General features: G+C 46.4%; 11 protein-coding genes. 2 read left to right on the forward strand and 9 right to left on the reverse strand.

The window, feature by feature from the left end:
* Positions 1 to 945: 945 nt before the first annotated feature.
* Both mutY and acpS read right to left on the reverse strand, forming a co-directional pair.
* Positions 946 to 2268: an A/G-specific adenine glycosylase gene (gene mutY / locus J2T19_RS22640; protein ID WP_307219826.1), complete on the reverse strand. Its 1323-nt coding sequence runs from the start codon at positions 2266 to 2268 to the stop codon at positions 946 to 948.
* A gap of 49 nt (positions 2269 to 2317) precedes the next feature.
* Positions 2318 to 2713, reverse strand: coding sequence for a holo-ACP synthase (acpS, locus tag J2T19_RS22645; RefSeq protein WP_307219828.1), 396 nt, complete (start codon positions 2711 to 2713; stop codon positions 2318 to 2320).
* A gap of 337 nt (positions 2714 to 3050) precedes the next feature.
* Between acpS and J2T19_RS22650 the strand changes: the two genes are divergently transcribed.
* On the forward strand, positions 3051 to 3872 hold the full coding sequence (locus tag J2T19_RS22650) for an alpha/beta hydrolase family protein (RefSeq protein WP_307219830.1): 822 nt from the start codon (positions 3051 to 3053) through the stop codon (positions 3870 to 3872).
* Between the two features lie 209 nt (positions 3873 to 4081).
* Here the strand turns inward: J2T19_RS22650 and nadE are convergent, their stop codons facing one another.
* From nadE to J2T19_RS22665, 3 genes are all read right to left on the reverse strand, one after another.
* Complete coding sequence (gene nadE, locus J2T19_RS22655) at positions 4082 to 4891, reverse strand: NAD(+) synthase (protein WP_145052263.1); 810 nt, start codon at positions 4889 to 4891, stop codon at positions 4082 to 4084.
* 137 nt (positions 4892 to 5028) lie between these two features.
* Positions 5029 to 5463, reverse strand: a complete 435-nt coding sequence (locus tag J2T19_RS22660) for a BrxA/BrxB family bacilliredoxin (RefSeq protein WP_056697197.1) — start codon at positions 5461 to 5463, stop codon at positions 5029 to 5031.
* A 219-nt stretch (positions 5464 to 5682) separates the two neighbouring features.
* Complete coding sequence (locus J2T19_RS22665) at positions 5683 to 7377, reverse strand: two-component system sensor histidine kinase NtrB (RefSeq protein ID WP_307219835.1); 1695 nt, start codon at positions 7375 to 7377, stop codon at positions 5683 to 5685.
* 295 nt (positions 7378 to 7672) lie between these two features.
* Here J2T19_RS22665 and J2T19_RS22670 point away from each other — a divergent pair, with 295 nt between their 5' ends.
* Positions 7673 to 8941, forward strand: a complete 1269-nt coding sequence (locus tag J2T19_RS22670; RefSeq protein WP_307219837.1) for a BaiN/RdsA family NAD(P)/FAD-dependent oxidoreductase — start codon at positions 7673 to 7675, stop codon at positions 8939 to 8941.
* A gap of 235 nt (positions 8942 to 9176) precedes the next feature.
* Here J2T19_RS22670 and J2T19_RS22675 read toward each other — a convergent pair whose 3' ends face one another.
* The 4 genes from J2T19_RS22675 to J2T19_RS22690 all read right to left on the reverse strand — a co-directional run bounded on the left by J2T19_RS22675 (position 9177) and on the right by J2T19_RS22690 (position 13033).
* A complete protein-coding gene (locus J2T19_RS22675) occupies positions 9177 to 9563 on the reverse strand; it encodes a hypothetical protein (protein WP_145052254.1) in 387 nt (128 codons plus the stop codon).
* A 111-nt stretch (positions 9564 to 9674) separates the two neighbouring features.
* Positions 9675 to 10934 carry an ABC transporter permease gene (locus J2T19_RS22680; protein WP_307219839.1) on the reverse strand — a complete coding sequence of 420 codons (1260 nt, stop codon included), beginning with the start codon at positions 10932 to 10934 and terminating at the stop codon, positions 9675 to 9677.
* A 28-nt stretch (positions 10935 to 10962) separates the two neighbouring features.
* A complete protein-coding gene (locus J2T19_RS22685) occupies positions 10963 to 11697 on the reverse strand; it encodes an ABC transporter ATP-binding protein (RefSeq protein WP_307219841.1) in 735 nt (244 codons plus the stop codon).
* 163 nt (positions 11698 to 11860) lie between these two features.
* Complete coding sequence (locus J2T19_RS22690; RefSeq protein WP_307219843.1) at positions 11861 to 13033, reverse strand: hypothetical protein; 1173 nt, start codon at positions 13031 to 13033, stop codon at positions 11861 to 11863.

A 13033-nucleotide genomic window follows, 5' to 3' on the forward strand; every position in this document is an offset into this window, starting at 1 on the left:
AATTTGTTTCATCCATAGAAGAAGAGCCTGACTTGGTCTTGTGACCGAGCCAGGCTCTTTTTTATTAGGGCTTAGCCAGTTGAATACCTGAAACGTAAGAAAATGAAAGGAAACGAAAAACCACCCGCTGCACGGGTGGTCATGGTTTAGGAGAAGCACAGGTATGTTGCTCATCTCTGGCGGTAGCGAGATCATCTAACCGGATGATGATGCTCGTCAACATGCCGAAGGTTAACAACTTCGCTGGCTGAAATTCTATATAATAGCTTTCATGTGATTAACTAAGGTGCGAAACCCGTGTATTAATCCTCTACGAAGGCTTCCCGATAGCTTTGTCCCCTGCATCATGACACAAACTGCGCGCGGGTCACAGATTATTCTCTAGTGCTCTATCTAACAGTGTTTAATCTAACGAACTGAGGACACGCTATCTCTCTATATTTCATACCATAGAAAATCTAAGGAACCCTAATCACGCTATTATTCCAAATATGGACTTGGCTTCGCCCTTTTTAACCGTTTCAGCTTAAATAGCATCATTCAGATTCGTTAAAACTTATATTTTAGGTTTATCGCCATAATAAGCTCTTTCGGATTCGTTAGCCACTATTGGTAGTACTTCTGGTAGTACTCCTGGTAGTTCTTTTGTTCATACTTTTGAGAGTTCTCTCGGAAGTGCATACCATAGTACATTCCGTAGTACATTAGGTAGTAATTCGGTATCACGCCTGCTCGACTAAACTCTTACACAATCCAAACGGACAGATAACCTTGAATATGGAATAAGCCATTGTTATTCTTCCGGTACATACCTGACCGCCTCTTCCACCATCCATGTATGAAAAATCCCTTCTCCCGGGCACATGAATGTTTCCGTCCGCTTGGATGTGCACTGCACTTTATCTATTACGTCAAAAAGTAAGGTGTAGCCCCATTTACTCTTCATTACTCGTTAATATCATCATATATGCCAGCAAAATAACTGCTGAGCAGCTTCAAGAAGATATTCGGGAATGCCATCTTGTCCATATCTTCTGGTCCTATCCAGCGATACGTTAGCTGATCGCCTTTACCAATATGGATCTGAGGGGCATCTCCTAGTACGTCTGCATCATCTGTCAGCTTCCGCTCCGCTTGATCTGATGTTGAGAAGGCGGATGCTGATTGTCCATCAGGCGCTGTGGTAGCAGCATCCGTGGTTGCCGCCTGTGCATCGTAGGCGGCTCTCGCTTCCGCCGCAATCAGCGGAAGCTCACTGCTCTGGCTCTGCTCGGTACACTTGTACACCTGCAGTTGCCAAACAATATGGCTGAACACATGCTCCGCATGAGTAGCCAGCCCTTCCGGGCGGGCAGCGAAGCCCTCCGCCCAGAGACTGCCGGCGAGCAGCGCCATCGCCGGCTCATCCGCTAGCGGCGCCGCCTTCTTGCTAGCTTTGGCAGGCGGCTCCGCTAGTACGTGCGGCAGCTCCCACATGCGGGCCAATAGGCCGCTCTCGGGGCGCTGACGCACGAGCACACGGCCGCGATGTGCGCCGCGGCCTTCCACAATGGCGACCAGCCGCTGCTCAGGGCGCGGCGGCTTCGCCTTGGTTTTGACCGGCAGCGTAAGCTCCCTGCCGGCAATGCGGCCTGAACATTGCTCCATCACTGGGCATGTTAGGCAATGTGGCGCTTTGGGTGTACACACCAGCGCGCCAAGCTCCATGAGCGCCTGGTTGAAATCACGCGCTCTCCCTTCTGGAATGAGCTCTCCTGCGAGCTCTTCCATAAGGACACGGGTGCTGCCCTTCATAATATCCTCATCAATGAGGAAATATCGGGACAGTACCCGCATAACATTGCCATCCACCGCAGGCTGCGGTTGGTTGAAGGCAATGCTAAGAATGGCCCCTGCCGTGTAGGGGCCAACCCCTTTTAACGCAAACACAGCCTGTTTATCTTGGGGAATCTCTCCCCCGTGCAGCTCCATAACCTGCCTTGCCGCCGCCTGTAGGTTACGCGCACGAGAATAATAGCCCAGACCCTCCCAGTTCTTAAGGACATCTTCTTCGGGTGCTTCAGCCAAGGCTTGTACCGTCGGAAAATTGCCAATAAATCGGTTAAAATATGGAATCACGGTATCCACCCGTGTCTGTTGAAGCATAATCTCGGATACCCACGTAAAATAAGGATTGTTGTGGCGACGCCACGGTAAATCCCGTCTATTAATCATATACCAGTCCAGCAGATTTACACTGAAATGTTGCTTTTGTTCAATTAAACCCATGTTCCCGTCCTCTCCTGATTCCCTAACTACTCTTCTCACACTACTTCTCTTAATCCATGCGCTCAACCACAGCAAATGCCGCAGCGAGCTCTGTCTGATGCGTGATGCTCAGATGAATCATATATCGATCCTCTGCAGGCAGACCAAGATGCTCCCAAGCCTGAGCAGATAAAGTTGCTACCGGTTTTCCTTTGCCATCAGGCAATACTTCAATGTCAGTAAAGCCCATCGTACCGCCAATACCACAGCCAAATGCTTTGGATATTGCCTCTTTGGCAGCGAATCGTCCTGACACAAATTCAATCAATCGTTTCCCCCGCCGGTTTGCAATTTCCCGTTCAGCCGGGGTCAGAATTCTATCCATGAATGACTCGGCATGTCGCCCAGACATTAGCTTATGCATACGTGCAATTTCCAGCACATCATTTCCGATTCCGACGATCATCAAGATTCACCCGCTTAATCTTTTATACAATAAAAGGTTGCCCTAATATTCACTTCGCTTCGTTACTCTAATTAAACTACATGAACAGAAACCCCATTCTATCTCTCTCCATCCAGAGATTAACTCAATAAGGCAAGGTACATCCGAACACGTATTCTATTGTAGCAGGAGGAGAACCTAGATGCGAGTATATCCGAATATATTCCGTATGTTAAAATACTTACCAACGAGCATTTGGAGAACAAATGCGTTCGCGTTCCATTTAGTTCCACATCGTTAGGCGAATGAATGGTTCAGTGTAGGATAAGTCACGAAATATACGTAGGAGGAATGCTACATGTCTACAGCGTTTGAACTACCCACGGGCGATAATTCCGTTATTCGTGGGAATACATTTCTTGCCCGTCAATCGGCTCAAGGTATCCTCATCGTCGTCCATGGATATAAAGGCTTCAAAGACTGGGGTATGTTCCCTTATGCTGCTTCTCAATTGAGTGAAAACTATCATGTGCTGACCTTTAACTTCTCTCATAATGGTGTAGGGGAAGATTTGCAGCAATTTACCGAGCTTGAGAAGTTCGCCGTAAACACCTATAGCCAGGAACTCAGCGATCTTGCCCTCGTGCTTGAATATGTCTCTACGCAGCCTGAGCTTGGCAATCTGCCCGTATATCTGGTTGGACACAGCCGTGGTGCTGGTGTAAGTCTTGTCTACGCGTTGGATCACCCTGAACAGATCGCAGGTGTATGCTCCTGGAACGGCGTAACCAATCTAGACTTATTCACTGCTGAGCAAAAAGAAGAAATGCGTACTCACGGCCGTAGCTACGTTACGAACGGAAGAACCGGACAACAGATGCCTCTGGACGTGTCTATTCTGGAAGACCTTGATCAACACAAGTCAAGGTATAACATCATTGAACGTCTGACGCAATCCACACTCCCCGTCGCCCTCATTCAAGGATCAGAGGACAGCGCACGCCTTCGTGATGGCTCATCCACACTGGTACAAACCCGTCCGGATATTCCGTGGCTGCAGATTCCGGGAGGAAACCATACCTTCAACACCGTACATCCATTCCAAGAAACAACGCCGCAGCTTGAACAAGCGATATCCGAAACTCTTCGACAGATTGATGAATGGAATCTTTCAAAATAACCGAATTTCATGACAGTTGGATGTCTTAATAAAATAGCAAACACCACAAAAAGACTCTGTAGCCACGCATATGGTGGAAACAGAGTCTTCTTTAATTCGGACGTAGATTTACAAGCTTAATGATTAACATCATGAAGTAACGTAACACATCTTATAGTTAGAGCGTTACTTAAACTTTAATCTTTAAACTTGATGAACTTACACTTCTATTAGATGCCAGGGATGGCATTACGTTTGTGATGTGTGCGTGTATAGAACGCCTCAAGCTTCTCCTGTGCAGCAGGATCAATCTGCTTGCCTTCCAGGTAATCACTGTTCGCTTCATAAGAGATGCCCAGCTCCGTCTCATCGGTCTGGCCTTCCCACAGTCCTGCGGATGGTGCCTTGTCCAGAATCTCTTGTGGAACACCCAGATGCGCAGCGAGTTGACGTACTTGGCGTTTGTTCAAGGTGCTAAGTGGTGTAATATCTACCGCGCCATCGCCCCATTTGGTATAGAAGCCTGTGATCGCTTCCGAAGCATGGTCTGTACCCACTACAAGTAAACTCTCTTCAAAAGCAAGCGCATATTGCATGACCATACGTGTTCTTGCTTTTACGTTGCCTTTGCCTTGGTGCGTCATATGACGTGGGCTGCCCATGGATTTGAAGCCTTGCTCTACCTCAAGTGCGATCTCATTAACCGCATCCTCGATATTGGTTTCCACCACATGTTTCAGGTCAAACGCTTTGGCTACCGCATAGCTGTCAGCGATGTCCTGTTGTTCACCATAAGGCTGGAATACGCCGAGTGTTTTGTACTCTTGATTATTCTCCGCTGTCAGCTCGTCCGTTGCTTTTTTGCAAAGCGCTGCCGCTACAGCACTATCGATACCGCCACTAATTGCAATTAACAATCCTTTGGTGCCGGAATTTTTCACATACGTTTTCAGGAAATCCACACGTGTGCGTACTTCCTCTTCCAGATTAATACTTGGTTTAACCTTCAATTCAGCGATGATCTGTTGTTGCAAACTCATCGTTCATCACACCCCGTTTCTAAAGAATGAAATTTGATGTTCCACTTGAAAGGTTCGAATGGTTCAATAACCTTATCTACTCAAAATGAAACGCCCCGGCATCGGTCATCCGAAGGGCGGGGCGCTTTATGAGCTGATTAACGGCAGTAACGATCAAACACGCTGGTAAGCTCAGCAGCAATTTCCTCCGCGGAACGATCTTCCACTTGGTGACGCTCGATGAAGTGAACGAGTTCTCCGTCTTTCATCAGTGCGATGGATGGAGAAGACGGCGGATAAGGTGCAAAGAACTCACGAGCTTTAGCTGTAGCTTCTTTATCTTGTCCAGCAAAAACGGTATACAAGTGATCTGGTGTAAGATCATTTTGCAATGCTTGAGCAACTCCTGGACGGCACTGACCTGCAGCACATCCACATACCGAGTTGATTACGACCAGCGCTGTACCTTTGGCATCTGGCAGACTTGCTTCGACTTCCTCAGGTGTACGCAGTTCTTGAATACCCAGGCGAGTCAGTTCATCCCGCATCGGTTGAACCATATCTTTCATGTATTGATCAAATGACATAGACATTCGTTTCACTCCTTAAAAATGATTATTCTATTATTGTCGAGAAAATTAAAGACCATAGAATCACATTCACATGTTCCCCGTCAATACAAAAACGGTTTCCATGATGTGCTATTCCTATTATACATCGCTAAGCAATGAAAGCAAGGTTCAGACACGACCTGCGGGAAGGCTTGCTCCATCTGTAGTATGTCTTTCCTCTTGGCAAAATATGCTGAAATCTTATTGCTCAAAGGCGACTTTGAAGGTCGTTCCTTTGCCTTCTTCCGATTCAACAGTAATTGTTCCGTTATGCCGTTCAACAATACTCAGACACATCGATAACCCTAACCCCGTGCCTTTTGCTTTTGTCGTGTAGAACGGTTCAAATAGCTTTTCCTGAGCTGCTTGTGGTATGCCTAAGCCCGTATCCCGTACACAGAGCTCTACTTTATCATCCACAACACGGGTTTCTAGGGTTAATACCCCCTTCTCACACATCGCTTCCATCCCATTGCGAGCCAGATTAAGCACAACCTGCTTAATTTCTTTGGAATTCAAATGTAACTTCGGTACATTATGCGCTAACATAAGCTCGATGCTCTGACCTCTCAGGTTCGCATCTGCCCACAATAATGGACTGAGTTCATGGATAATATCATGGAGCTGATATTCCTCTTTCTCGGCAATGCGATCTTGAGCAAGCGACAGAAAGTCATTAATAATGCTGTTCGCCCGGTCCAGCTCCTCCAGCACAATGCGATAATAGTGATCCAGCGTATCGGGACTCTTCTCCTGCATTAATTGAAGGAAGCCACGTACAACTGCCATCGGATTTCGAACTTCGTGCGTAATGCTCGCCGCCATCTGCCCCACTAAACTCAAACGGTCTACATTGTCGAGCTCACTTCGTAGCATCTCTAGTTCAGTAATATCCTGAATAATTAACATTGCTCCAGTGACCTCTCTAGACTGGTCGGTCGAGAATGCATAGATGGGTACCGTTCTTGATTGAAATACATGGGAACCGTAACGTACGGTTAATCCATCGACTTCACCATGAACAAGGGCTTTGTGAATACTTCTTTCCATTTTGTCAGCCTGAGCTTGTTCTACAAATTGACTGGCTGGGTGGCCGATTAAATCTGGCGTTGTTGTACACGGGAGCTGTTCCTTTGCGGTCTGTTCCATCGTATCGTTGACGAATTTCACATTTCCTTGTTTATCTACAGTAGCAATGGATAAGGGCACAGCGTTGAGAATCTGATGAAGTTGTTCCGTTTCCGATATGTACTGATGATGGACTTCTGATAAGTGATGCTCGAGACCACGGTAATGCTTCATATGTTCAATCCAAAGGACGCTGCAGGCTGCTACCATAATGGCGCCTAGCGTATAACCTAGTGTAATCAATATACTTGGAAAAAGGGTTAACGAAGGATTGCTGTCCATCAGCAGAATGCACAGTACACTGGCTACAACTAGCCCTGTTGCAGTTATGGAGATGACCATCGTCATTTTGCGAGTACGTGTATAATGCTTGAATCGTCCTGCTGACAACCATACAATAGGATAGAGAAGAATACCTGTTTGAACTAGAAATCCGTACAGATTATAGGAATGCGCAAAGAGGCAGTAGTATAATAAATGAAGAATGGATAACGTCAAGCCAATTGCGGGTTTGCAGTATAATATGGCAAGTGTAAGAGGTACAATACTTAAGGAGATTGGAATATTTCCAATATTGGCATGTAGAGCAAAGAGCAAACAGAGCAGCATGCTTAACGCGCTGGTAATTGCAAGACCGATCTGCATCATTCCGGTACGTTCGAGCTTGGCCATCGTTTGCTTGATGATCCCAAGATAAAATAAGGGAATTAGGAATACTGCTGCACCTGCCAGCAGCATTTGTAAAAGAATGTCTTTCAAAGCAACCACTATGCCATCTCCCTCCTCGCCTGTACATTCCCTCATTATTTCTGATTAAAACATAGGCGACAGTATATTACAATATATCCCTTAAAACTGCATAATAGAACTTGAAATACACTATGAATGGTCAAAAAACTGAACCATTTAGGCATAATCCTGCATGATTCGATGTTTAACATTCTAGGCACAAGATATAGATAAACTAGGTCATCTAAATCTATATCTGGCTATATGCAATTCCACTGTAGATAGATGGCAAATGGATTTTACAAAATCAATATAAAAAGAAGGTAATTATTGTATGTATGATGTAATCGTAATCGGTGGCGGGTCTGCTGGTCTTATGGCCTCCGTTGCCGCTGCTGAGCATGGAGCTTCTGTGCTTCTGCTGGATAAAGGCGACCAACTGGGGCGCAAGCTGGGTATCTCTGGTGGGGGTCGCTGTAATGTGACCAATGCGAAGGAAACAGATGAATTGATCCGGCATATCCCCGGCAATGGGCGCTTTTTATATAGTTCTTTTCAAAATTTGGACAATCAGGGCATTATGCGTTTTTTCGAGAATCTAGGAATTGCCCTCAAAGAAGAGGATAATGGGAGAATGTTTCCTGTGACAGACAAAGCCAAAACGGTTGTTGATGCATTAGTAGGTAAAATCGTCTCCCTCGGTGTAAAAATTCGCACCAAAGAACCCGTGAAAGAGCTTATTCATAATGGTCAACAAGTTCAGGGTGTAAAGCTAGCTTCTGGGGAGACTGTGCCTGGACGCTCGGTCGTTATCGCCACTGGAGGTAAGTCTGTACCTCAAACTGGATCAACCGGTGATGGTTATCCATGGGCTGAATCTGCTGGGCATACGATCACCGAGCTATATCCAACAGAAGTGCCCATCGTCTCTGGTGAGAGTTGGATTCAATCCAAAGAGTTACAGGGATTATCACTACGAGACGTAGGACTTTCCGTTCTCGATGCCAAAGGGAAGTCTGTCATTTCCCATCGAGGGGATATGATTTTCACCCATTTTGGTGTATCCGGCCCTATTGCGCTACGTTGCAGTCAGTTCATTCGTAAAGTTCAGATGAAATCGGGGAATCCGCAAGTCATGATGAGCATTGATCTATTCCCAGATCTATCTCCTGGTGCTTTGGAAAATAAGGTTCAGCAGGTACTGGAACAAGAATCCCGCAAAGCCGTCAAAAACATCTTGAAAACATGGGTTCCTGAACGCATGATCCCTTTACTGATGAGACGTGCTGAGATCAGCGACGACCTTACCTATCACCATTTTCCTAAAGGTACACTTAGTACACTATGCGGTCTAATGAAATCTTTTACCTTCCGTGTAGACGGAACTCGCTCGCTCAAAGAGGCCTTTGTGACGGGCGGCGGAGTCCACTTAAAGGAGATATACCCTAAAACGATGGAATCCAAGCTACTGCCTGGACTATTCTTTTGCGGTGAGGTTCTGGACATTCATGGTTACACCGGCGGTTATAATATCACGGCTGCCTTCTCTACAGGCTACACGGCTGGTATGCATGCGGCTGAATACAAACACGCTCGTGTATAACTAGTTAACAGTGATTTGAGGATGACGATAAGCTAAACTTGAGGGATCTATCTAATCAATTGCACGAATGAGCTACACGTAAAAATAAACAACCTAAAGACCTCGAAATCCCAATAGGTGATTTGGAGGTCTTTTTTAGCTTCTAATCGTTTGTCGGAAGACTGTTACCTGTGACTTCATATTTCTAGTTTCTTTTGGAATACATTGAAGTTTTGATAACCATCAAAGAACCGTTTTACGCCTTCACACTGCCTGAGAAACCATCTACTGAATCATCAAATGTAGGATCGTTATCTCGGTTATGCTGAGTCTGTCCAGAAGGACTCTCCTGTAATCCAGTTGCGTACCCTTCACTCCAATCCTCATTCACCATATGTGCTGGAATGGAGAATTCCTGAAATGCGTTAGCAGCATCTGCTGCAGAAGCAAATACGGCGCTTCCCCCATGAGATTGTACAATCTCTACAGCCGACTGAGGATCTTGACGATCCGTAGGAATGTACAGTTCGAGTGGCCCAGACTGATAAGGCTTATAACCAAGCTCATTCAGTGTTGCTTGTGCGGCAAGCAACGCATTGGGGTCTGCAAACTGTACTTGAATTTCACCATCACTCATCATCATCTTTTTCCTCCTTACGTTTGGGCTTGTCTTATCTTCCACTAATGAGATATATCTCCTATAGCATGGTCAGATATTCAGCCTGATATGCGGTTCTTGTAAGGAAGAGATGACTTAGTTACTGCGAGTCAGTCGTATCCACCCTGCCACAGATAAAACGAATAGCCCACTTGCCACAACACCCACCGCGGTAAGTATACTTGCCATCCAGCCGAGCCAGGTTAACCCAAGCGCTACACCCATCAGAATGCCAATCGGCACAAAGAGCATCCGTACCATCATCAACCCTGCCCGATGCAATGCATCTGAATCATATGAGACCAGTTGTACATAATCCGAAGTAGCAAAGTGATCCCATGAACGATAAAACATGACTGTCAGCATAATAATCAACAACCCACACACGATGACATTCACGGGAAAAGGAGGCAGAGCAACTGCGGCAATCGATAGACTGCCCATCTGAAAGTACAATTTTAATGTCGATGATTCGCGAAAAAAGGCTTTGTATGCCGTTTCGGCAGTACGGTTGGCAATGGTACGACTTCGCAATAGTTTGCGCGGTTTACGAAATATCATCGTTTTGGTACGCGGAGCCTTCGGTTTATTTACCGCCTGGCTGATTAAGATAGCTGTTAATTTCACCTTCGCTCGTAAGTCTTCACGCACATCCCCTTCAAACGTTCCTTGCAGCTGTAGTCGGATACGACCGAGCAGAATGATCAGAAAGATTGTACATCCCAACGCGATGAATAGAGCACTAATCTGTGCGTAAATAGATGAGGTGACTGTGATAAAAATGATACCCATTGCTACCGCTAGAGGAATGATCCGTATCCCGCGTCGCCATCCGTTATAACGAACTTTGATCATATGTAATGCAATGGCTTGAAACGAAGCAACTGTACCGAACCAGATGCATAGAAGCAGGATCTCAGAAATGGACATGCCATATACCCGGTACCATAACGGTGCGGTTAGAGCAGTAACGATCAACATTTTGCCTATATGGAGTGTACACGCTCGGTACATCCCCTGACGCATTAGGGTTTGCATCCAACGCTTCTGCGATTTCAGAAATAATACATCGGCCTCTTCCACAAAAAGAAGCACACCACCCGTCAACATCACGATTTCGATGATCAGTGTTAATAATGTCAGGGGTGTATTAGAAGCCCAGAGCGGCAACGGTTTGCTCCACAGACTGACATACCATCCAATCAGATAGAGTAAACCCGGAATCAGCAGGTATAGCCAAACAGTCCAATCTATCACAAGCTTTAGGTTCTTCCATTGTTCTCTGAGATGCTCTTTGTGCCTACGTCGATATAATCTTAAAGGTGTATACCGCCTAGATTTGGCTGCTCCATCCACCTCTATCAGCTCCTCTCCATCCTTGGTATCAGGAAGTCAGTATGTCAAAACAGTCAAATAACGATGCTTCTGGCAGCTCTGCTACAGCCCGAATCTCATCTAGCGTTCCTTCTGCAGCCGAGTGTCCTGCATGGATGAGGATAAAACGATCACATATCCGCTCCGCCGTATCTAACACATGTGTCGACATCAGAACCCCTGCACCCCGCAAGCGTTCCTCATCCAGTAGCTTCAGGAAATCCTTCGTCGCACGCGGATCTAAACCAATGAAAGGCTCGTCTACAATATATACATCCGGGGAGGAGAGAAATCCGATCATCAGCATCATTTTTTGACGCATGCCTTTGGAGAAACTGGCGGGCAGATCATCTCGAACATGATCCATGCCGAATCGAACCAGCAGCTCTTCTGCTCTAGTAATGAATATATCCTCTTCCATTTCATATGCAGCAGCAGCCAGATCAAGATGTTCCCACAGCGTCATATACTCGTAAAAAACAGGCTGTTCCGGAATATACGCGTAACGCCCCTTTCTCCCAATCCTCACCTCATAATTGGCATGTTCAAGTAGACCTAACATCGTCTTAATCGTGGTACTTTTACCCGCTCCGTTCGGGCCGATGATACCCACCAGCTCACCAGGTGACACATGAATATGGATGTTTCGGATCGTAGACTGCCCTGCCACATAACCAGCTTCACTAATATGTACGTCCAACACAGACTCTTGAAGAGATATCATGCTTTCATTTGCTGTCTCCATACTACTCACTCCTATCCTAATTCGGTGCTCGGTTGCTTCTTTCTTATTATTGTAATTCAGTTATGGAGTTAAATGTTTGATCATTTTAGGCATTTCATTATAGAAAAAAAGAAGCAGGGGTTCCGGAGCCCCTGCTTCTTCCTATTAGAGTGAAAATCTCATATTACCGATTGTTCTCCACCACAGTCATCGTTTCACTTTCACCTTCTGCGTTAGCGTTTAGACCCAGATCCAGTGCACCACGGCTTTCGCTTGCATAGCGGCTGTTCGTGGTACGTTCACGGTCATTCACGCTGTTGTTGCGTTCAGATTGAGCCATTGTTGCAATCTCGCCTTCCGCTTTTGCGTTCAGACCCAGATCCAACGCACCACGGGTTTCGCTTGCATAGCTGCTGCTCGTCGTACGTTCACGGTCATTCACGCTGTTGTTGCGTTCGGATTGAGCCATTGTTGCACTCTCGCCTTCCGCTTTTGCGTTCAGACCCAGATCCAACGCACCACGGCTTTCGCTTGCATAGCTACTGCTCGTCGTACGTTCACGGTCATTCACGCTATTGTTGCGTTCAGATTGAGCCATTGTTGCACTCTCGCCTTCCGCTTTTGCGTTCAGACCCAGATCCAGTGCACCACGGCTTTCACTCGCATAGCTGCTGCTCGTCGTACGTTCACGGTCATTCATGCTGTTATTGCGTTCAGATTGAGCCCACGTCGCACTCTCGCCTTTCGCATTTACGTTCAGACCAAGATCCAACGCGCCACGGCTTTCGCTTGCATAGCTGCTGCTCGTAGTACGTTCACGATCTTTCACGCTGTTGGTGCGTTCAGATTGAGCCCATGTGGCACTCTCACCTTCCGCTTTTGCGTTCAGACCCAGATCCAGTGCACCACGGCTTTCACTCGCATAGCTACTGTTCACATTACGCTCATCGCCGTTTCGTGAATAATCGCTCATCGTTGTACCTTCTCCCGAGACATTGGCATTCAGGCCAAGACCTAACTTGCCTGAGCTAGTGCGCTCACTTGTATAATCGGAAGAATGACTATTGTAACGGCTTGTACTCTCAGACGATACGCCAGCATTCAGCCCCAGATCCAAGTTCAATGCTCCGGTTGCACTTGATGAACCTCCATAGCTGCCTTGATTGCCGTAACTTGTATCACGTTGTCCTGACAGTAGAGATCCTAACTCTAGACGCAAACCTGCATTTAGATCCAGATTACCATTGCTGTTATTACTATAACTGTCTGCATAAGTTGCCTGCGTAGCTCCCAGCAATCCAGCAACCAACGTACCCGACAATACCGACAATTTTACCCAACGATTCACTTTTTTCAT

The organism is Paenibacillus tundrae (assembly GCF_030812775.1).
Lineage (GTDB): Bacteria > Bacillota > Bacilli > Paenibacillales > Paenibacillaceae > Paenibacillus > Paenibacillus tundrae_A.

Bases quoted from the DNA above. Each gene is read 5' to 3' on its own strand.
- mutY (WP_307219826.1), bottom strand. From the start codon at position 2,268: ATGGGTTTAATTGAACAAAAGCAACATTTCAGTGTAAATCTGCTGGAC.
- acpS (WP_307219828.1), bottom strand. From the start codon at position 2,713: ATGATCGTCGGAATCGGAAATGATGTGCTGGAAATTGCACGTATGCAT.
- J2T19_RS22650 (WP_307219830.1), top strand. From the start codon at position 3,051: ATGTCTACAGCGTTTGAACTACCCACGGGCGATAATTCCGTTATTCGT.
- nadE (WP_145052263.1), bottom strand. From the start codon at position 4,891: ATGAGTTTGCAACAACAGATCATCGCTGAATTGAAGGTTAAACCAAGT.
- J2T19_RS22660 (WP_056697197.1), bottom strand. From the start codon at position 5,463: ATGTCTATGTCATTTGATCAATACATGAAAGATATGGTTCAACCGATG.
- J2T19_RS22670 (WP_307219837.1), top strand. From the start codon at position 7,673: ATGTATGATGTAATCGTAATCGGTGGCGGGTCTGCTGGTCTTATGGCC.
- J2T19_RS22675 (WP_145052254.1), bottom strand. From the start codon at position 9,563: ATGATGATGAGTGATGGTGAAATTCAAGTACAGTTTGCAGACCCCAAT.
- J2T19_RS22685 (WP_307219841.1), bottom strand. From the start codon at position 11,697: ATGGAGACAGCAAATGAAAGCATGATATCTCTTCAAGAGTCTGTGTTG.
- J2T19_RS22690 (WP_307219843.1), bottom strand. From the start codon at position 13,033: ATGAAAAAAGTGAATCGTTGGGTAAAATTGTCGGTATTGTCGGGTACG.